We start from the raw sequence: 18,735 nt of genomic DNA on the forward strand, positions 1-18,735 counted from the left end.
GGCACGGTCAGTCGACGGTGATACCGGTGACCTTCTGCAATGTCGGCATGACCCAGGTCCAGAACAGCCGGGCTCCGTCGAGGGTGTAGTGAACGCCGTCGCTTCGCACCTGCACCCCATCGACCTTCAGCTTCGGGGACCCGTCGGGGCACAGCTTGCTGGCCACGTTGAAGATGTGCACCTGCTGCGGATGCTCGGCGGCGAAGTTGTCGAGGATCTTGTTGACCGCGCTGGCGCGGGCGGGATCGTTGCGGTTGGGCGCCATGTCCTGACCGTCCACGATGTAACTGGCCTGGGCGTAGCACGCCACGTTGGGAATCACGATCTTGGTCGAGCCCAGCTTGCTCAGGCCCAGGTTGAGTCTGGAGGTCAGGTAGTTCGCGTACTCGGGTGAGCCGACCTTCAGGATCTTTCCGTCGACGACGTGGTCATACACTTCCCAACCCCCGAGCGACCACAGAACGACGTTGGGGTTGTCGCTCGCGACGTCGGCGGGCCATTTGGCGAACACGTCCTGACACTGGGTCGGATTCGGTGTCTGATCGACGCCGTTGATCGCCAGGTGCTGTTCGGCCGTTCCACAGCCGAAGATGACGTCGCCAGTCACCTGGACCTTGGGCCACGCCTTCTGATCAAAGGCGTAGCCCAACGAGAAGCCGACCGAGTCGCCGAGGACGAGGACCCTCATGGCCGCAGTGGGATTCAGGGTGCCCATATCGGAACCCTGACCGGGTTTGGCCACGACAACCAGACTGCTGGCAGTCGCCGCGGGCGTGAGGGCCATTGTCAGGGCAGCGGTCACGGGCAGACACAGCCAACCCACGGTGACCGCGGCTTTGCGCCCGATCAATGGTTTGAGCCCGCGCTGGCGGATCGGTTGTTCGAGCAGGTAGTACGACAGTGCGGCAAGCACGAAGGTGATGGCGAACTCGACACCGAACAGGGCCGGCCCGCTCAGCGCGGAGTGCTTCATCACCAGGAACACCGGCCAGTGGTAGATGTACAGGCCGTAGGAGATCCTGCCGATCCAGGCCCACGGCGCGAAGCCGAACAATTGCGCGAACGGGCCGTGCTGGTTCAGTTCAACGCAGGCGATCAACGCGCAGGTGCCAAGGGAGAAGACCAGGAACCCACCGCCGTACAGGAAGGGTTGATCTTCGGCGAGGGCCAGGAAACACACGACCACGACACCGAACCCGAGTGCGCCGATGAGGGTCATCAGCCGCGCCCGCTGGCCCCCTGGGTTCTTGCTGATCAGGGTCATCCCGCAGGCCAGCGCCGAGCCCAGCAGGAGGTCCTGAGCGCGGGTGTCCGTGCCGTAGTAGACCCGTGACGGATCCTCGCCGGGCACGTACAGCGTCCACATCCACACCGCGGACAGCGCGGCCAGTGCTATGAGGGCGCCGGCGATGTACCTCAGGTTCGCCTTGGTGAGTGCGATCAAGGCGATCAGCAGGAGGGGCAAGATCAGGTAGAACTGCTCCTCGATCGAGAGGGTCCACATATGCCGGTACGGCGAGGGGTCGCCGAACTGCGCGAAATAGGAGTCCCCGGTGGCAATGAATCGCCAATTCGCGACGTAGAACAGCGTGGCCAACCCGTCGCCGCGCATGCCGACGACCGCCTGCTCGGAGAGCACGCGCGGGCACACAGCGGCGATGGCCAGGACTTCGGCGATCAGTGCGGGGAACAGCCGGCGGGCGCGTCGTATGTAGAAGGCGACCAGATCGATCGAGCCCCAGGTCCAGTCCTCCTTGATCAACAACCCGGCGATCAGGTAGCCCGAGAGCACGAAGAACACGTCCACGCCGAGGAAGCCTCCGCGGGGCTGGTGCGTGGTGGCGTGATAGATCATCACAAGAAGAACGGCTAGCGCTCGGACGCCGTCCAGTGCAGGACGGTGGCTGCGCAGCGGCCGTTCGGCGGCGACTCGATGAGCATTGCGCGATGGGGGAGCGGCACTAGCCACAGGCGAGATCGGGGCTGCGCTAGTCATGGCTACGCAATGGTAAGTGACGTAGACCACAACCGCTAGCAATGCCGGAAAACCGGTGAGAAGTGGTCCGAATGAGCTACGCCGGCACCTCGTTCGTGTCTCTCATTGCGAGACCTGCATATCGAATGGCAAGACGCCGTCCTACGCTAGAAACATGTCGAATTCTGCCGAAACCGTGAATCTGGCTGTCATCGCTGGCGATGGAATCGGCCCCGAAGTAGTCGCCGAAGGTCTGAAGGTCCTCGATGCCGTGACCACGGCGAAGGTGGCCCGCACCGAGTACGACCTCGGTGCGCGGCGCTGGCACGCCACGGGTGAAACGCTGCCGGACTCCGTTCTGCAGGAGTTGCGCGACCACGACGCCATTCTGCTCGGAGCCATCGGTGACCCCACCGTCCCCAGCGGCGTCCTCGAGCGGCAGTTGCTGCTGCGCATCCGCTTCGAGTTGGACCACTACATCAACCTGCGCCCGGCGAAGCTGTTCCCCGGAGTGTCCTCGCCACTGGATGTCGCCCGAGTCGCCCCCGACGGCATCGACTTCGTCGTCGTCCGCGAAGGCACCGAGGGCCCCTACACCGGTAACGGTGGCGCATTGCGCGTCGGCACTGCGCAGGAACTGGCCACCGAGGTCAGCGTGAACACCCGCTTCGGCGTGGAACGCACGGTCCGGGATGCCTTCGCCCGTGCCCAGACCCGGGAGCGCAAGCAGCTGACGCTGCTGCACAAGCACAACGTGTTGTCCTACGCCGGTCACCTGTGGCGGCGCACCGTGGAAGAGGTCGGACAGGAATTCCCCGACGTCAGCACCGCCTACGCCCATGTCGATGCGGCGACGATCTACCTGGCAACCGACCCGGGCCGCTTCGACGTGATCGTCACCGACAATCTCTTCGGCGACATCGTCACCGACCTCGCGGCTGCTGTCACCGGGGGCATCGGTCTGGCGGCTTCGGGCAACATCAACCCCGACCGCACGACGCCGAGCATGTTCGAGCCAGTGCACGGCTCCGCACCCGACATCGCCGGTCAGGGCAAGGCTGACCCGACCGCGACCATCCTGTCCGTCGCGATGCTGCTGGAGCACCTTGGCCGGGCCGATGAAGCGCAGCGGATCGAGCAGGCTGTGGCCGCGGACCTGGCGGGCCGGGGTGACGCGGTCCGCAGCACCAGCCAGGTCGGTGACGCCATCGCCGCCGCGGCGGCACAGGGCTAGGCTTTCGGCATGGCTCAGCAGTTCACCGTGACGGAACGACCCGACCGCCTTGCCGAGGCCGAACGGCTTGCAGTTCTGGCCGACCCCGGTTTCGGCAAGACCTTCACCGACCACATGGTGGTCGCGACCTGGAACCCCGAAGAGGGCTGGCACGACTGGCAGGTCAAGCCGTACGGGCCGCTGGAATTGGATCCGAGTGCGGCCGTGCTGCACTACGCCCAGGAGATCTTCGAGGGGCTCAAGGCCTACCGCCACGAAGACGGTTCGGTGTGGACCTTCCGGCCCCGGTCCAACGCGGCGCGATTCGCCCGCAGCGCGGCCCGGTTGGCTCTGCCGGCCCTCCCCGAGGAAGCCTTCCTCGAGTCGCTCAAGCAACTGGTGGCCATCGATGAGGCGTGGGTCCCAGGCGCCGAGGCGGGGGAGTCCAGCCTGTACCTGCGGCCGTTCATGTTCGCCTCGGAGTCGTTCCTTGGCGTTCGACCGGCGCTCGGCGTCACCTACTCGGTGATCGCCTCGCCGGCTGGTGCCTACTTCTCCGGCGGGGTGAAGCCGGTGTCGCTGTGGATCTCCCAGCACTACTCGCGTGCCGGTGTCGGTGGCACCGGGGCCGCCAAATGCGGGGGCAACTACGCCGCCTCCCTGGCCGCTCAGATCGAGGCCAGCGAGCACGGTTGTGACCAGAGCGTTTTCCTGGACTCGGTCGAGCAGAAGTGGATCGAGGAACTGGGCGGGATGAACCTCTTCCTCGTCTATGCCGACGGCCGCCTGGTCACCCCAGCGTTGACGGGTTCGATCCTGGAGGGCGTCACGAGGGACTCCATCCTGGAATTGGCCAAGGACCTCGATCTGCAGCCCGAGGAGCGCCGGGTGAGCATCGACGAATGGCGAGAAGGTGTCGAGTCCGGGCAGATCACCGAGGCGTTCGCCTGCGGGACCGCTGCGGTCGTCACTCCGGTCGGCCGTCTGGTCTGGGAGGGCGGCGAACTCGCCATGGGTCCGGAAGGCACCGCCGGACCGGTGGCTGACAAGATCCGCAGCACGCTGCTCGGCATCCAGAAGGGCCAGCTGGAGGATTCCCACGACTGGCTGTTCCGGCTGGTCTGACGCCGCGGCCCGGATCCGCGCGGTTTAGCCACAGATGCGCGGGTTGTTACCCGCGCATCTGTCGATAACCTGCGCAGATCCAGAAGCCATGTATCAGATGATGAGATGGCCGCTTCAATGCGTGGACGCCGGATTGATCCCGGTGAGACGCTGATCAACGTGTTGACGACCACCGTCATTATCGCGTAGCGCGTCGGATCTCCTCCGACGCGCAACCTCCCGTTACCCCGGGAGGTTTTTTCATGTCCACCGACACCCCGGGTGGCGTGAGGCGATCGGAGGGATCCGGCGATACGTGAGCACTACCCGCGAACGACCGAGCGACGAAGAAGACGATGAGCGACCTGCACGTATATGACACGACGCTGCGCGACGGCGCCCAGCAAGAGGGCCTGAACCTCACCGCTAGCGACAAGCTGGCCATCGCGGCACACCTCGATGCCATGGGCTTCGGGTTCATCGAAGGCGGCTGGCCGGGTGCGAACCCGACCGACACCGAATTCTTCGCGCGCGCTCACGATGAACTGACGTTGCGCGGTGCCGTGCTGGCCGCCTTCGGTGCGACCCGCCGTGCGGGCGGCCGGGCCAGCGAGGACCCACAGGTTCTGGCGCTGTTGGATGCGCAGACGCCTGTGGTCACGCTGGTGGCCAAGTCTCACGCACGACATGTCACCGACGCGTTGCGGACCACCCTCGATGAGAACCTGGCCATGATCCAGGACACCGTGAGCTTCCTTGTCTCCCAGGGCCGTCGAGTGTTCCTGGATGCCGAGCACTTCTTCGATGGTTACCACATGGACCGCGACTACGCCCTCACGGTTGTGCGGACAGCTGCTGCGGCCGGCGCCGAGGTGGTCGCCTTGTGCGACACCAACGGCGGCATGCTGCCGCACCAGGTCGAGGCGGTCGTCGCCGACGTCCTGGCCGAAACCGGAGCGCGCCTGGGGATCCACGCGCACAACGACACCGGTTGCGCCGTCGCGAACTCGGTGGCCGCCGTACGGGCCGGTGCCACCCACGTGCAGGGGACCGTCAACGGGTACGGCGAGCGGACGGGTAACGCCGATCTGCTCACCACCGCGGCGGACCTGCAACTCAAACTGGGCTACGACCTGATCGCGCCTGAGGCGCTCGCCCAGGCGCTGCACCTGTCGCACGCCATCGCCGAGGTCACCAACATCGCGCCGATGGGTCGCCAACCCTACGTCGGCGCAAGCGCGTTCGCGCACAAGGCCGGTCTGCACGCCAGCGCCCTGAAGGTCGATCCTGACCTCTACCAGCACATCGACCCGGCGCTGGTCGGCAACTCGATGCGCACGCTCGTGTCCGATATGGCGGGCCGGGCCAGTATCGAACTCAAGGGCCGCGAACTCGGATACGACCTCAGCGACGACCCGCAACTGCTGGGTCGAGTGGTTGCGCGGGTGAAAGAGCTTGAGCAGCAGGGCTGGACCTTCGATGCGGCCGACGCGTCGTTCGAGTTGTTGCTGCGCACCGAAGCGACCGGTGAGGTGCTGCACTACTTCGAAGAAGAGTCCTGGCGGATCCTGATCGACTCAGCTTCGGGCGGCCAGGACGCCTTGTCGGAGGCCACCGTGAAGCTGCAGGCTGCGGGTCGGCGCCGGGTGGCAACCGGTGAGGGGAACGGTCCGGTCAATGCTCTCGACCACGCGCTGCGCGAGGCGCTGGCCGACGCCTACCCGGAGTTGGCGAAGTTCGAACTGACCGACTTCCGGGTGCGCATCCTGGACGCCGACCGGGGCACCGACGCCACGACCCGCGTGCTGATCACCACCAGCGACGCGCAGAACACCTGGACCACGGTTGGCGTCGCCCCGAACATCGTGCATGCGAGTTGGGTGGCGCTGGTCGACTCGTTCAGTTATGGACTGCTGAAGGCAGGGGTCCAGCCGCGCTGAGCGCGTGGTCGATCGCGGCGATCAGTGCATGGCGCAACTGGGTCCCGCGCTCGGCGAACGCCCTTTGGCGACGGGTGTATTCAGCCTTCCCGGTCGGAGTCTCGATTCGCACCGGGTCATAGCCCAGGTCGCGCAGATCGTAGGGCGAGGCTTCCATGTCGAGCACCCGCACCTCCGTGGCCAGTTCGAAGCAGTCTACGACCAGCTCGCTGGGCAGCAACGGCGTCAGCTTGTAGGCCCACTTGTATAGATCCATGGTCGCGTGCAAACACCCCGGCTGCTCCATGCTGACCTGCGAATCGCGTTGCAGCACGGTCAGGTTCAGCGATCTGGCGGGCTTGGTGAAGAACCGGTACGCATCGTAGTGGGTGCACTTGAGGTGATGAGCGCGCACGACGTCGTCGGTGCCGGCGGCTCCGAGGCGCAGCGGCCAGTCGGTGTGCCGGATACCGTCGCGGCCGGCGCGGTAGACCATCGCCCACTCGTGCAACCCGAAACAACCGAACTGCGCCGGCCGATCCGCCGTCCGCACGAGCAGGTCCCGCACGAACGCCACGCTCGAGCCGCGGTGGGCCAGGAAGTCCGGAAGGTCGACGTACGCCGAGTGCTCGCCTCTGGTGTAGAAGCGCCAGTCCCCGTGGGGTGCGGTCAGCGGTACCTTCGCCCCGGCCCCCGGATGCCAGCGGCGCAATTGGGCCGGCCGGAAGGAGTAGTAGGTGAACAGGAAGTCGGCGACGGGGTGTTTCACACCCTCCTCACGCCGACTCAGATGCTGGTCGACCAAGGCGTCGACCCGCGCATGATGCGCTGCCTGTCGCTGCTGCCAGATGTCCATGGTGATCAGCGTTGATTCTACGAGTGTCGACGCGCGGAACGGGCGCGCGATCGCTGGCCGTAACCTACTGTGAGGTAGGCCACATTTCGGGTGGCCGCCGACCGGAAGGATCGCTGGTTCTGTGCGTACTCGCGTGACGTTGATCTTCATGAGCATCCTGGCTCTCGTTTTCGGTGCGGCACTGGTGAATCCCGGTGCTGCCCATGCCTCGACACCGAAGCCGGGCTGGTACCTCGCGCTTGGTGACTCCCTTGCCGCTGGCTACCAACCCGGACTGGGCGACAACAAAACCGGTGGCTACGTGGGTCGGGTGGCGGCCGCGCTCAACGCACCGCTGACCAACCTCGCGTGCTCGGGCGAGACGACCAGCAGTTACCTGGGTAAGACGGCGAACCGTTGCTACCCGGGCAGCAGCCAGGACGCCGCCGCCGTTGCGTTCCTCGACGCTCACGCCGGCACGGCCGGTGTCATCACGATCGACGTCGGCGCCAACGACATCGACTCCTGTGTGCCCGGTGGCCAACTGGACCTCACGTGCGTCGGCAACGGCCTGGGCACCGTGGGCACCAATCTGCCGGCGATCCTGGCCACGCTGCGCCAGCACGCGCCCACCTCCCGGATCGTGGTGCTGAACTACTACAACCCGTTCCTGGCGGCGTACCTGCAGCCGTCCACGAAGACGGTCGCCATCTTGTCGATGCCGCTGGCCAGCGTGCTGAACACCATCATCGGTGTCTCATCGGCCAGCGTCGGCGGTCGCACCGCCAACGTCGCCGGGGCGTTCGACAGCAACAACATCTGGACCCGCACGACCGTGCCCGGCATCGGCAGCGTGCCGACCAACGTCGCCCGGATCTGCTCCTGGACCTGGATGTGCGTGCGCGGGGACATTCACGCCAACGACACCGGCTACGCCACGTTGGCCCAGGCGGTGCAACAGCAACTGGGTTGAGCCTCGCCGTCCGGCCGGTGTGCACCGGCCGGACTGCGTGGTCCGGGTCGGGGCCTCGTACCCTGCTGATATGCGAATTGCGCGGTACACCGATGGCGGCGACCCGACGTACGGCTTGGTCGATGGTGCAGGGCAGAAGATCGCCCAGATCAGCGGTGACCCGCTCTACACCAAGATCGAACTCACCGGGGTCACCACGACCGTTGACGAGGTTCGGCTGCTGGCACCGGTCATCCCGCGCTCCAAAGTGATCGGGATCGGTAAGAACTACGCCGAGCACGCCCGGGAGATGGGCGGTGAGGCACCGGCCCAACCGCTGATGTTCCTGATCCCGAACACCGCCGTGATCGGCCCGGATGACCCGGTCGTCATGCCCCCGGCCAGCGAACGGGTCGACTACGAGGGCGAGCTCGCCGTGGTGATCGGCCGGCTGTGCAAGGACATCGAGCCCGACGAGGCCGCGAAGGTCATCTACGGCTACACCTGCAGCAACGACGTCACCGCGCGCGATCTGCAGAAGTCCGACGGTCAATGGTCCCGCGCCAAGGGGTTCGACACGTTCTGCCCACTCGGGCCGTGGATCGAGACCGACCTCGACGCCAGCGATCTGCGCTTGGTCACCCGTCTGGACGGTGCGGTGGTCCAGGACGGCACCACCGCCGACATGATCCACGACATCCCCGCCCTGATCTCGTACGCGTCCAAGGCGTTCACGCTGCTGCCGGGCGATGTGATCCTCACCGGTACCCCGTCCGGAATCGGCCCGGTTCAGCCCGGCCAGCGGGTGGAGGTCGAGATCGAGGGCATCGGCACCCTGGGCAACCCGTTTGTCCAGCACGACTGAGCCGATGGAGCAGGAGCAGGAGCTGGCAACTGCACCCATCGGCATTTTCGACAGCGGGTACGGCGGGTTGACCGTCGCGCGCGGTGTCCTTGACCAGATGCCGCACGAGTCGATCGTCTACCTCGGCGACACCGCTCACGCGCCGTACGGTCCTCGACCGATCGCGCAGACCCGGGAGTTGGCCCTTGGCTGTCTCGACCGATTGGTCGACCACGGCGTCAAAGCCCTGGTGATCGCCTGCAACACCGCATCGGCGGCGATGTTGCACGATGCCCGCGAGCGCTATGACGTACCGGTCGTCGAGGTGATCCGGCCCGCCGTACGCCGAGCCGTCCGGGCCACCCGCAACGGCTCGATCGGTGTGATTTCCACCACGGGAACCCACCAGTCGGGCGCCTACCTGGATGCGTTCGCGGCGGCCCCACACCTGGACGTGCAATCGCGGCCCTGCCCGCGATTCGTGGAGTTCGTGGAGGCCGGTGTCACCAGCGGTCCGGACCTCTTGGAGCATGCCCACACCTATCTGGAGCCGTTGCGGGAATCGGGCATCGACACCCTGATCCTGGGCTGTACGCATTACCCTCTGCTCACCGGCGTGATCTCTTATGTGATGGGGGACGGTGTCACGTTGGTCTCATCTGCCGACGAAACAGCCAAGGAGTTGTACCGAGTGCTGGCCGACGCCCACATGTTGCGACCCGATGCTCTTCCGGCGCCGAGTCATTCGTTCACCACCACGGGCGACCCGGAGGTGTTCCGCCGGTTGTCCACACGGTTCCTGGGCTTCGGTGGCGCTCCCGACGAGGTCTACCGGGGCGCCTTCCACCAGGTGGTTGTTTCCTGATGCGCCTGACTGTCGTGGGCTGTGCCGGCTCGTTCGCCGGACCCGACTCACCCGCTTCCTGTTACCTGGTGCAGGCCCAGCACAAGGGCCGCACGTGGAACCTCGTGCTCGACCTCGGAAACGGTGCGCTCGGACCGTTGCAGGCGCTGATCGACCTGCACGACATCGACGCGCTCGTTCTCTCACATCTGCATCCGGACCACTGCATGGACGTGACCGGCCTGTTCGTCGTGCAGAAGTACCACCCGTCCCGCGCGCCGGAGGACACGCGCCGGTTGCCGGTCTACGGTCCCCAGGACACCGCAGCGCGCCTGGTGCGAGCCAACGCGGTCACCCTGTCGGAATCCAAGGACCCGCACGGGATGGATCCGGAGTTCGATTTCCGGGTGCTCACGCACAAGGAGCCGTTCACCGTCGGACCCTTCCGTGTCACGCCGTTCCGGGTGAACCACCCGGTGGAGGCGTACGGCGTGCGCGTCGAAGCCGACGACACGGTGCTGGTCTACACCGGGGACACCGACGACACCCCGGTGCTCGATGAGCTGTTGACCGGTGCCGACCTCGCGCTCACCGATTCGGCCTACCAGGAAGAGCGCGACGCCATCTCCGGGATCCACTTGTCGGGGCGGCGGGCGGCGACGGCCGCCGTACGCGCTGGTGACGTGAAACGGCTGATGCTGACGCACATTCCGGTGTGGAACGACCCCGCCGAGTGCGTCGCCGAGGCCACCGAGGTGTGGCCCGGTGACGTCGAACTCGCCCGCGCGGGTCAGACCTACGAAATCTGAGCGATCCGGCCGACCTACGCTGGGAGCCATGACGGTTACCCCACGACATGACGGTCGCGCTGCTGATCAGCTGCGCGACATCCGCATCACCCGCAACTGGCTGGACCACGCCGAAGGCAGCGCCCTGATCGAGTTCGGCCGCACCCGGGTGCTGGTCGCCGCCAGCTTCACCGAAGGCGTGCCGCGGTGGCTGAAGGGGCAGGGCACCGGCTGGGTGACCAGCGAGTACGAGATGCTGCCGCGATCGACCAACACCCGCAGCGACCGTGAGTCCCGCAAGGGCAAAGTGGGTGGCCGCACGCACGAGATCTCCCGACTCATCGGGCGCAGCCTGCGCGCCATCATCGACACCAGCGCATTGGGCGAGAACACCATCGTGGTCGACTGCGACGTCCTGCAGGCTGATGGCGGGACGCGTACGGCGTCCATCACCGGTGCGTACGTCGCGCTGGCCGACGCCGTGGCGGACGCCCGTTCCCGTGGCCTGATCGCCAAGAACGCGAACCCGCTGACGGACTCCGTCGCGGCCATCAGCGTCGGCATCGTGGGCGGAGTCCCGGTCCTGGACCTGGACTACCCCGAGGACTCCACCGCCGAGACCGACATGAACGTGGTGATGACCGGTTCGGGTGGTTTCGTGGAGGTGCAGGGCACCGCCGAGGGTGCCCCGTTCGACCGGGACGAGCTCAATGCCCTCCTCGATCTGGCCGCCGGCGGGATCAAGACCCTGACCGCATTGCAGCAGGAGGCGCTTGCCGGCGAGGCGCGAGCGCGCCGGGTATGACCCAGCTGGTACTCGCCACGCGCAACGTCGGCAAGGTGCGCGAGCTACGGCAACTGGTGTCCCAGGTGCCGCAGTTGGCCGATCTGGAGATCCTCAGCGTGGGGGAGGACTTCCCGCAGGTGGAGGAGACCGTCGAGAGCGGCGTGACCTTCGAACAGAACGCGTCGCTGAAGGCTCACGCTGTCGCCAGGGCGACGAATCTACCTGCCATTGCTGATGATTCGGGATTGTGTGTCGACATTCTCGGCGACTGCCCGGGGGTGTTCTCGGCGTTGTGGTCCGGCACGCACGGTGCCGACCAGGCCAACATCGACCTGCTGCTCGCACAGACGATCGACGTACCCATCGAGCAACTCACCGCACGATTCGTCAGCTGTGTGGTGCTGGCGCTTCCCGACGGCACGCAACGGGTGCACTTCGGTGAGGTGCGCGGGCACCTGACCCGCGATCAGCGGGGCACCAACGGGTTCGGCTATGACCCGATCTTCGAACTGCCCGACGGTCGGACGTTGGCGCAGGTCACCGATGCGGAGAAGAACGCCATCTCCCATCGAGGCAACGCCTTCCGCGCGGTGCTGCCCGATCTGGTGACACTGCTGTCATGACCACCCACGCCGACCCACAACCCAGCGCGCAGACCCGCCGCGACCGCGGCTGGCTGGGTTGGGCGTTGGTCGGCGTGGCGTCAGGCGCGCTCACCCTCGGCGTCGCCGAACTCGTCGCCGGGGTCATGATCCGCTTCGGTTGGATCGGCGGGACTGGTTCGCCGGTGCTCGCAGTGGGTGAGACGTTCATCGACCACACGCCGGCGTGGTTGAAGACGTTCGCGGTCAACGTGTTCGGCACCGGGGACAAAGCGGCGCTGCTGACGGGCATGGCGGTCGTGCTCACGGCGCTCGCCGCCGCAATCGGAATCCTGCTGGCCCGGCGGGCGACGGTGGCCTACCTCGCCTTCGTGCTGCTCCTGGCGATTGCGCTGGCGGCGGTCCTGACCCGACCGGGCGCCTCCGCGACCGATGCCGTGCCGACGGTGCTGGGCGGTGGGCTCGGGCTGGCGCTGCTGAACGCAGGCCGCTCGCGGTTGCAACCGGCGGCGCAGTGGGCGGCACCGGACCGACGAGCGGTGTTGCAACTCAGTGCCTTGTCGCTGGTGGGGGCGGGGATCGCGGCTCTGGCCGGGCAAGCGGTCAGTGGGACCACTCGTGCCGTGGCTGCCGCGCGGTCGGCCTTCCGCGTGCCGACACCGGCGTCAAAGGTGCGGATCCCGAGCGACGCCTCGGTGCGGGTCGCCGGGGTGGTGCCGTTCGTCGTACCTGCGGATCAGTTCTACCGGATCGACACGGCCCTCAGCCCACCCGAGATCGACCCGGCGACCTGGTCGCTGAAGGTGACCGGGATGGTGGAGCGGGAGGTCACGCTCAGCTGGGCGGAATTGATCGCCAAACCGTTGCAGGAAGCGGTCGTGACGTTGATGTGCGTCTCCAACGAGGTCGGTGGTGACCTGACAGGGAACGCGGTGTGGACCGGTTGGCCGGTGCGCGAGTTGCTCGAGCTCGCGGGACCCAAGGCGGGCGCCGACATGGTGCTGTCCACCAGCGCCGACGGCTGGACCGCGGGCACGCCGCTGACGGCGCTGACTGACTCGCGCAACGCGCTGCTCGCGCTCGGGATGAACGGTGAGCCGTTGCCGGTCGAACACGGCTTCCCGGTGCGACTGGTGGTGCCCGGGTTGTACGGCTACGTGAGCGCCACGAAGTGGGTCACGGAACTGAAGGTGACGACGTACGCCGATGACCAGGGTTACTGGACGCCTCGCGGTTGGTCGGCAAAGGGTCCGGTCAAGACGGGCTCGCGGATCGACGTACCCGCTGATGGGGCAACGGTTTCCGCTGGCAAGGTCGCGGTCGCCGGGATCGCCTGGCGCCAGCACGTCGGCATCAACGGCGTTCAGGTGCGCATCGACGAAGGGCCGTGGGAGGACGCCAGGCTGGGTGCCGACGTGACCGTGGATGCGTGGCGGCAGTGGGTGTACGAATGGCAGGCCCCAGCGGGTTCGCACTCGATTGCGGTCCGGGCGATCGATCACACCGGCGCAGTGCAGACCAGTGCCCTGGTCGCACCGGCGCCGGACGGTGCGACCGGCTGGCACACGATCAACGTCACGGTGACGTGAAAACGCCCTGCCACCGTCGGGTGGCAGGGCGTTCTCGCGCGATGAGGGTCAGTCGCCGACCTTCTCGGCGGTCGCGGCAGCGGCCTTGCGAGCGCTGGCCGCGGTCTTGCGAGCACTGGTGGTCGCGCCCTTGGTGGCGGTCGCGGTCCGCTTCGTGGCGCGCTTGGTCGTGGTCGCGGTGCGCTTGGCAGCGGTGCGGGTCTTCTTGACCGCGGTCTCGGCCTCGGCCTTGATGACCTCAGCCTCCTCCTCGTTCACGGAGCGAACGACGTCGACCAGCTTCTCGGCCTGGTGGCGACCGGTGGTCACCGTGGCCTTCGCGGAGCGCTCGATCTGCTCTGCGGCGGTCTTGGCGGTGGTCACCGCGCCCTTGGCCTGCGACAGCGTGGTGCCGGCCTGGTCGATGAGCTCCTGGGTCGCACGCTGGGTGCGCACACGCTCGATCAGCTTCTCGCCGCGGGCGGTGAGGTCCTCGTAGCCCTCGGCCACAGCACCGGTGACGGTCGCGGCCTGGTCGGCAACACCTGCCGGCAGGGCCTTGACGAAACCGAGCAGCTTGACCGGCAGGTCGCTGGCCTGGTCGGCAAACTCTTCGACCTTGGTCTGCAGCTTGGCCGGCGCGAGGTCGGCACGGGCCTTGTCAGCGCGGGCGGTCAGGTCGTCAGCGACCTCGCGGACCTTGGCGGCGGCCAGGTCACCGGCACCGACAACGGCGTACAGCGGGCTGGGGTCAACGGAAATCTTCAGGGTGTCCAGAACGGGCATGGTGTTCTCCTTTGGGTGGTTTGTCAGACGGAGTCGTCGAGGAACGACTCGTACACATCAATCAAGGTCTTGCGCTGTTTGGCGGTCAGCGCCGGGTCGGCGGCGATCGCAGCTCGTACGTCCATCTCGTGCGCGGTCGTGATGGATCGCTCCTCGTCGAGGATCCCGGCGTGCACATAAAGGGTCTCCGCCGAAACCTGGAGGGCTTTGGCGATCTGTTGCAGGATTTCGGCACTCGGCTTCTTGACCCCGCGTTCTATCTGCGACAGATAGGGATTGGAGACGCCCGCCAGCTCGGACAGTTGCCGCAGCGACATCTGAGCGGACTGGCGCTGCTCTTTCAGGAACTCACCGAGAGTCCCTGGTAGCTGCAGCGGGTTGGGGGCCATGACTTCATTATGCTTGCTCTAGTTAGCAAATGCAAACTGAAGCAAGCGCAGGCGTCGGATCAGCCCTGGTGGTACCGGATGAGGTAGGGCGCTGCGAGTGCGGGGATCATCAACAGGGTGACCGGCAGGACACTGCCGGTGGTGAGCCAGCTGATGGCGGCGATGGTGAAGGCGAATGCCCAGAAGCCACTGGAGTGTCGGACCAATTCAACCGGACCCACCCGCTCACCCACCTTGGGGGTCACGGTGAAGAACGAGCCGCCGACCATGGATTTGATCGACGCTTTCAAGCTGATCAGGTACATCGACCCGAACAGCAGGGTGCTCATGCCCAGATACTTCGCCAGGCGTCGTTTGCGCATGTGCGGCCAGTGCCAGATGACGTCGTTCATCAGCGGAGCGAGCAGGAACAGCACGGTCGGCACCAGCATCCACACCGGGAACCGGATGGAACTGTCGCTCACCGGCAGGAACACCACGTTGATCAGGATGTAGACGGAGAAGACCGAGGTCAGGGGGAGGGCATAGGTGAACAGGACGATGTCGAGTTTCTCGAACCAGCGCATGTTGGACCGCAGGATGATGCGCGTGTAGTTCTTGATGAACTCCATGTTGCCCTCGGTCCACTTGCCGTGCCGCTTCTTGAACGCGAGATAGTCCGGCGGGAACTCCTCCTCGCAGACGATGTCCTGGGCGAACTCGGTATAGAAGCCGGCATCGCGGGCTGCGATCGAGAAGCAGATGTCCTCGGCGACGACGTGCGGGAAGCCGCCAGCTGCCTCGTAGCACTCCCGGCTGACCATGGCGCCGTGGCCCAGCAGCGACATGAAGCCGAACCGGCGCTTGATGCTCTGATAGACCGGCCAGTGACTATCGACACCGTGGGCGAACAACGCCATGAACTTGTTTCGATTGCGTGTGGCCACGTGGTTCGCCTGGACGATGCCCGCGCCCGGAGCAGCGACAAAGTAGTCGAGGGCTCGGTTGATGAAGTTACGCGGGATGATCTCGTCGCTGTCGAGGATGACGAAATAGTCCCAATCAGCCTGCGCAGCAAGGAAGTTGTTCAGGTTGCCGGCCTTGAAGCCGGCGCGATCCGCGCGTCGCACCACGCGGATCTGTTGGTCGCCTCGGTAGGTGGCTGCGAAGTCATCGATCTGGCGTTGGAACGTCGGATCGTTGCTGTCATCCAGGATGGCCACGCCGAAATTGAGGTAGTCCTGGTCGATCGACCTGGCGAGGCTGTCGGCGTTGAAGTCGTTGCACGTGCAGTACAGCAGCATGACTCGCGGCAGGTTCAGCTGGCGCGACGGCGGCGGGTTGAACAACCGATCCTTGAGGTACGCGTGATACGCGATCGGGTAGATCAGGTCCTTGCTCCCGTTGAGCCAGAAGTAGGCGATGAAGAGCAGGACCGCGCAGGTGAGAAGGCCGAACAGCACGCCGTGGTGGAACTGTGCGGCGATGACGGGTGCGCAGGTCCAGAGCATGGCAGCGGTCAGGACCATGGCGAGGGCGATGATGAGTCCGTAGAGAACGGTGCTCTTGGGTCCGCGGTCGCGGGTCTGCGGCCTGGCGGTCGAGAGGGTGGGGGGAGCGACGGATTCGACAGCAGTCATGGGCGTTGGCCTCGAAGTGGGGTCAAGGCGAGGGATTCGTAGAACCCAGCTCGCTACGTCCAGTGCCGCCTCGTCGAAGCACTGCAGCGCCCAAAACGCTACGGTGGCTGAGCACGGCTAGCCCGGGAATGGGGATTATCGACGTGTGATCTGCCCCACTCTTTTCGACCGCGTCGCGCGGGTTCGACCAAGGAGATCTTGGTGCGGAAGGCGGGACTCGAACCCGCACGGGTGGGTTTGGTGAGGCTTGTTGTGGCGCGGTTTGTGGCGTTATTCCGGGGTTTATGCCTTGCGTGCGTGGGCGTTGATATTGCGCGGGTGCGGCGGGTCACTTCTTCTTGCCGAGCCAGCGGCGGATCGTCATCCGGTCCACCCCGGCCCACGCGGCGAGGTCCACTTCGGTCGCGCCGTCGGCGTAGGCGTTGCGGACCGTGGCCGCCAGGTGTTCTTTGCGTTCGGTGTGGTGGGCGCGGGCGTGGTGGAACGTGGCGGCGACGGCGCGCACGTCGGCTTCGGTGGTGCTCATGTGGTGTGCTTCACCATCTTCTGAACCATGTGAACCCCGGTGCCGTCCAGGACATCGACGAAGTTGATGTCGGGGTAGGAGTTGGTGGCCAGGTTCACCCCGCCGCGCAGGATCTGTTCAGCGGTGGCCTTGTCGTCGGGGGAGATTTGGGCAGTGATGAATGCGACGCCGTTGCGGATGCTGATGTCGGTGACGGTTTGCCCCCAGGAGGTTTCGCCGAAGTTGAGTTTGAAGCTGGTGGCGTAGTCCTCCTTGGGTGCCGTGCTCGTGGTGGTGGACGTCGGGTTCGAGCTCGAGCTCGTGGCGCTGCTGGTGGTAGTCGGTGCCAGTGTGCTGGTAGCGGTGGCGCTCGGGGTGTTGGTTGCCGTGGGGGCGCTGGTCGTGGTCGCGGGGCTGCTGGCGCTGATGGTCGCAGGCGCTGATGGTCGCAGGCGCTGGGGTGGATGTTTCCTTGCCGTCGTCGCGTGCGGCGCCGATTCCGCCGGCGACGACGATGAACGCGAGGAGCCATGCCCACCACCATTTCCAGATCGGCTTAATAGCGGTCGTGGTGGTGCTGCTGGTGCTGTCATGGGCGTCGGGGCTAGACGCATTGCCCCTGGTTAAAATGTGTTTAGCGACTTGACGCTAGACTGTTTAACGGCTAAACTATATGGTATGAGGTACCAGGAAGTGATCGCCAGGATCGAAGCCCTCGGCGGCATCGAGACGCGGCAGGTCGGCTCCCACCGCCGATTCAAAGCCTCGTACGTCGACGACGACGGCACGAGCCGTAGTGCGTTCACCACGGTGCAGATACACAAGGGCAAAGACATCCCGCCAGGGACGCTCCGCTCAATACAGAAACAGATGGAACCCGCGTTCGGAAAGGGCTGGTTGCTATGACCACCTACACCGCCAACGTCACCCGCGAAGGCGACGACTGGCTCGGAGACATCCCCGAGTTGGAAGGGGCATCCACCTACGCGGCGACGCTGCCCCGGCTAGTTGAGTACCTGCACGAAGTCGCGATCCTCGCCGCGGACCTTCCCGACGACGCCGACGTCGTCATCGACCTACGGTTCGACGACGCGCTCCCCGACCTCGCCGCCGCCGCCGCCGTTGGCCAAGCCCGCCGCCAACACGCACGGGAAGCGGATGAGCTCGCTGAGCGCACCAGCGGAGTCGTGCACCGGTTGGTCGGTGACGGATACTCCGTGCGGGACGTTGCCGCGATCGTCGGAATCACACCCGGTCGCGTTTCGCAGATCACCCAGGCAACAGCGACCACTACCCGAACACCCCGCAAGAGCGCCAGGGCCGGCAAGGTCCCGAAGCGTGCCGCGCCCAGGGCGATCCGGGTGCAGGCGGGCAGGGTGACCCCGTCGGCTGCTTCCAGGGCGCAGGACAAGGTCTGACACGACACCGGATCGCCCACTCGGGCCCGGTCACGATTCCAGGGCCGCCGGTGGCCCGTCGTCGACCATGGGTAGACCACCTGCGATCTCGGCGGAGAGGAAGACCCGGATCGTGTTAAGCGTGTTCGCTGGCGAGGTATTGGTGGCCGAGGCGGTACGGCGGGAGAAGGTGTCCGAGCAGTCGATCGGACGGTGGAACAGAGTTCCTCGAAGCGGGCAAGACGGCTTTGGCGGCGGGTAAGACCGGCCCGTCCTCGCGGGAGGAGCAAGTCGAAGCGGAGGTCACGGAGCTGGCCCAGGCGTTGGGTGAGGCCGCATGATGACCCCCGTGGAGTTCGAGCAGCCCACTACGAGACCCTCCACCGACAGCTGCAACCCGCATAGGAGCGGCGAAGAACATGGGGTGGTTCCTGCCGTAGTGGATTCCCGTAACGTCGGGTTGGTTGTGGGTGACTTCCCAGGGTGTCGTAGGGGCTTGGTGCGGAAGGCGGGACTCGAACCCGCACGCCGGAGCACTGGTACCTAAAACCAGCGTGTCTGCCAATTCCACCACTTCCGCGTCGCGGCCCATCCTAAGGGCCGCGAGG

Annotated in this window: 19 protein-coding genes and 1 tRNA gene; 12 read left to right on the forward strand and 8 right to left on the reverse strand. The window is 66.1% G+C overall.

Annotated features, from left to right (window positions below; genetic code table 11):
• Positions 1 to 7: 7 nt before the first annotated feature.
• Complete coding sequence (locus DR843_RS03155; RefSeq protein ID WP_109684070.1) at positions 8 to 1,996, reverse strand: acyltransferase family protein; 1,989 nt, start codon at positions 1,994 to 1,996, stop codon at positions 8 to 10.
• Between the two features lie 154 nt (positions 1,997 to 2,150).
• On the opposite strand from DR843_RS03155, the gene DR843_RS03160 reads away from it, so the two are divergent.
• The 3 genes from DR843_RS03160 (at position 2,151) to cimA (ending at position 6,232) form a co-directional block, all read left to right on the forward strand.
• Positions 2,151 to 3,209 (forward strand): 3-isopropylmalate dehydrogenase, encoded by a 1,059-nt coding sequence (locus tag DR843_RS03160; RefSeq protein ID WP_109684071.1) that lies wholly within the window; start codon positions 2,151 to 2,153, stop codon positions 3,207 to 3,209.
• 9 nt (positions 3,210 to 3,218) lie between these two features.
• On the forward strand, positions 3,219 to 4,313 hold the full coding sequence (locus tag DR843_RS03165; RefSeq protein ID WP_109684072.1) for a branched-chain amino acid aminotransferase: 1,095 nt from the start codon (positions 3,219 to 3,221) through the stop codon (positions 4,311 to 4,313).
• A gap of 335 nt (positions 4,314 to 4,648) precedes the next feature.
• Positions 4,649 to 6,232, forward strand: coding sequence for a citramalate synthase (gene cimA, locus DR843_RS03170; protein WP_109684073.1), 1,584 nt, complete (start codon positions 4,649 to 4,651; stop codon positions 6,230 to 6,232).
• Here cimA and DR843_RS03175 read toward each other — a convergent pair.
• Positions 6,192 to 7,067, reverse strand: a complete 876-nt coding sequence (locus DR843_RS03175; RefSeq protein WP_109684074.1) for a 3-methyladenine DNA glycosylase — start codon at positions 7,065 to 7,067, stop codon at positions 6,192 to 6,194. The genes cimA and DR843_RS03175 overlap by 41 nt on opposite strands.
• A 121-nt stretch (positions 7,068 to 7,188) precedes the next feature.
• Here DR843_RS03175 and DR843_RS03180 point away from each other — a divergent pair, with 121 nt between their 5' ends.
• From DR843_RS03180 to DR843_RS03210, 7 genes are all read left to right on the forward strand, one after another.
• Positions 7,189 to 8,019, forward strand: coding sequence for an SGNH/GDSL hydrolase family protein (locus DR843_RS03180; protein WP_146202471.1), 831 nt, complete (start codon positions 7,189 to 7,191; stop codon positions 8,017 to 8,019).
• Positions 8,020 to 8,089: 70 nt separating this feature from the next.
• A complete protein-coding gene (locus tag DR843_RS03185; protein ID WP_109684076.1) occupies positions 8,090 to 8,863 on the forward strand; it encodes a fumarylacetoacetate hydrolase family protein in 774 nt (257 codons plus the stop codon).
• A 22-nt stretch (positions 8,864 to 8,885) separates the two neighbouring features.
• Positions 8,886 to 9,707, forward strand: a complete 822-nt coding sequence (gene murI / locus DR843_RS03190; RefSeq protein WP_109688369.1) for a glutamate racemase — start codon at positions 8,886 to 8,888, stop codon at positions 9,705 to 9,707.
• On the forward strand, positions 9,707 to 10,495 hold the full coding sequence (locus DR843_RS03195) for an MBL fold metallo-hydrolase (RefSeq protein ID WP_109684077.1): 789 nt from the start codon (positions 9,707 to 9,709) through the stop codon (positions 10,493 to 10,495). The genes murI and DR843_RS03195 overlap by 1 nt, the downstream gene beginning before the upstream one ends.
• 28 nt (positions 10,496 to 10,523) lie before the next feature.
• The gene (rph, locus tag DR843_RS03200) at positions 10,524 to 11,279 is read left to right on the forward strand and encodes a ribonuclease PH (protein WP_109684078.1); all 756 of its coding nucleotides are present in this window, start codon (positions 10,524 to 10,526) and stop codon (positions 11,277 to 11,279) included.
• A complete protein-coding gene (gene rdgB / locus DR843_RS03205; protein ID WP_109684079.1) occupies positions 11,276 to 11,884 on the forward strand; it encodes an RdgB/HAM1 family non-canonical purine NTP pyrophosphatase in 609 nt (202 codons plus the stop codon). Before rph ends, rdgB begins: the two co-directional genes overlap by 4 nt.
• Entirely contained in the window at positions 11,881 to 13,452 is a 1,572-nt protein-coding gene (locus DR843_RS03210; RefSeq protein WP_109684080.1) for a molybdopterin-dependent oxidoreductase, read from the forward strand. Before rdgB ends, DR843_RS03210 begins: the two co-directional genes overlap by 4 nt.
• Positions 13,453 to 13,500: 48 nt before the next feature.
• Here the strand turns inward: DR843_RS03210 and DR843_RS03215 are convergent, their stop codons facing one another.
• The 5 genes from DR843_RS03215 to DR843_RS03235 form a co-directional block, all read right to left on the reverse strand.
• Positions 13,501 to 14,217, reverse strand: a complete 717-nt coding sequence (locus DR843_RS03215; RefSeq protein WP_109684081.1) for a hypothetical protein — start codon at positions 14,215 to 14,217, stop codon at positions 13,501 to 13,503.
• Between the two features lie 23 nt (positions 14,218 to 14,240).
• Complete coding sequence (locus tag DR843_RS03220; protein ID WP_109684082.1) at positions 14,241 to 14,606, reverse strand: helix-turn-helix domain-containing protein; 366 nt, start codon at positions 14,604 to 14,606, stop codon at positions 14,241 to 14,243.
• Between the two features lie 59 nt (positions 14,607 to 14,665).
• Positions 14,666 to 16,225, reverse strand: a complete 1,560-nt coding sequence (locus tag DR843_RS03225) for a glycosyltransferase family 2 protein (protein WP_109684083.1) — start codon at positions 16,223 to 16,225, stop codon at positions 14,666 to 14,668.
• Between the two features lie 328 nt (positions 16,226 to 16,553).
• On the reverse strand, positions 16,554 to 16,751 hold the full coding sequence (locus DR843_RS03230; RefSeq protein WP_109684084.1) for a hypothetical protein: 198 nt from the start codon (positions 16,749 to 16,751) through the stop codon (positions 16,554 to 16,556).
• Positions 16,748 to 17,323 (reverse strand): hypothetical protein, encoded by a 576-nt coding sequence (locus DR843_RS03235; protein ID WP_109684085.1) that lies wholly within the window; start codon positions 17,321 to 17,323, stop codon positions 16,748 to 16,750. Before DR843_RS03235 ends, DR843_RS03230 begins: the two co-directional genes overlap by 4 nt.
• An 85-nt stretch (positions 17,324 to 17,408) precedes the next feature.
• On the opposite strand from DR843_RS03235, the gene DR843_RS03240 reads away from it, so the two are divergent.
• Together DR843_RS03240 and DR843_RS03245 are read left to right on the forward strand one after the other, a co-directional pair.
• Positions 17,409 to 17,636 carry a type II toxin-antitoxin system HicA family toxin gene (locus DR843_RS03240; protein ID WP_109684086.1) on the forward strand — a complete coding sequence of 76 codons (228 nt, stop codon included), beginning with the start codon at positions 17,409 to 17,411 and terminating at the stop codon, positions 17,634 to 17,636.
• Positions 17,633 to 18,148: a HicB family protein gene (locus tag DR843_RS03245; RefSeq protein WP_109684087.1), complete on the forward strand. Its 516-nt coding sequence runs from the start codon at positions 17,633 to 17,635 to the stop codon at positions 18,146 to 18,148. Before DR843_RS03240 ends, DR843_RS03245 begins: the two co-directional genes overlap by 4 nt.
• A gap of 476 nt (positions 18,149 to 18,624) precedes the next feature.
• Here the strand turns inward: DR843_RS03245 and DR843_RS03255 are convergent.
• Positions 18,625 to 18,707: transfer RNA gene (locus DR843_RS03255), tRNA-Leu, on the reverse strand.
• Positions 18,708 to 18,735: the final 28 nt, after the last annotated feature.

The sequence above is a fragment of the Branchiibius hedensis genome (assembly GCF_900108585.1).
Classification (GTDB): domain Bacteria; phylum Actinomycetota; class Actinomycetes; order Actinomycetales; family Dermatophilaceae; genus Branchiibius; species Branchiibius hedensis.

Bases quoted from the DNA above. Each gene is read 5' to 3' on its own strand.
- DR843_RS03155 (WP_109684070.1), bottom strand. From the start codon at position 1,996: ATGACTAGCGCAGCCCCGATCTCGCCTGTGGCTAGTGCCGCTCCCCCA.
- DR843_RS03160 (WP_109684071.1), top strand. From the start codon at position 2,151: ATGTCGAATTCTGCCGAAACCGTGAATCTGGCTGTCATCGCTGGCGAT.
- DR843_RS03165 (WP_109684072.1), top strand. From the start codon at position 3,219: ATGGCTCAGCAGTTCACCGTGACGGAACGACCCGACCGCCTTGCCGAG.
- cimA (WP_109684073.1), top strand. From the start codon at position 4,649: ATGAGCGACCTGCACGTATATGACACGACGCTGCGCGACGGCGCCCAG.
- DR843_RS03175 (WP_109684074.1), bottom strand. From the start codon at position 7,067: ATGGACATCTGGCAGCAGCGACAGGCAGCGCATCATGCGCGGGTCGAC.
- DR843_RS03185 (WP_109684076.1), top strand. From the start codon at position 8,090: ATGCGAATTGCGCGGTACACCGATGGCGGCGACCCGACGTACGGCTTG.
- DR843_RS03195 (WP_109684077.1), top strand. From the start codon at position 9,707: ATGCGCCTGACTGTCGTGGGCTGTGCCGGCTCGTTCGCCGGACCCGAC.
- rph (WP_109684078.1), top strand. From the start codon at position 10,524: ATGACGGTTACCCCACGACATGACGGTCGCGCTGCTGATCAGCTGCGC.
- rdgB (WP_109684079.1), top strand. From the start codon at position 11,276: ATGACCCAGCTGGTACTCGCCACGCGCAACGTCGGCAAGGTGCGCGAG.
- DR843_RS03210 (WP_109684080.1), top strand. From the start codon at position 11,881: ATGACCACCCACGCCGACCCACAACCCAGCGCGCAGACCCGCCGCGAC.
- DR843_RS03215 (WP_109684081.1), bottom strand. From the start codon at position 14,217: ATGCCCGTTCTGGACACCCTGAAGATTTCCGTTGACCCCAGCCCGCTG.
- DR843_RS03220 (WP_109684082.1), bottom strand. From the start codon at position 14,606: ATGGCCCCCAACCCGCTGCAGCTACCAGGGACTCTCGGTGAGTTCCTG.
- DR843_RS03225 (WP_109684083.1), bottom strand. From the start codon at position 16,225: ATGACTGCTGTCGAATCCGTCGCTCCCCCCACCCTCTCGACCGCCAGG.
- DR843_RS03230 (WP_109684084.1), bottom strand. From the start codon at position 16,751: ATGAGCACCACCGAAGCCGACGTGCGCGCCGTCGCCGCCACGTTCCAC.
- DR843_RS03235 (WP_109684085.1), bottom strand. From the start codon at position 17,323: ATGACAGCACCAGCAGCACCACCACGACCGCTATTAAGCCGATCTGGA.
- DR843_RS03240 (WP_109684086.1), top strand. From the start codon at position 17,409: ATGAGGTACCAGGAAGTGATCGCCAGGATCGAAGCCCTCGGCGGCATC.
- DR843_RS03245 (WP_109684087.1), top strand. From the start codon at position 17,633: ATGACCACCTACACCGCCAACGTCACCCGCGAAGGCGACGACTGGCTC.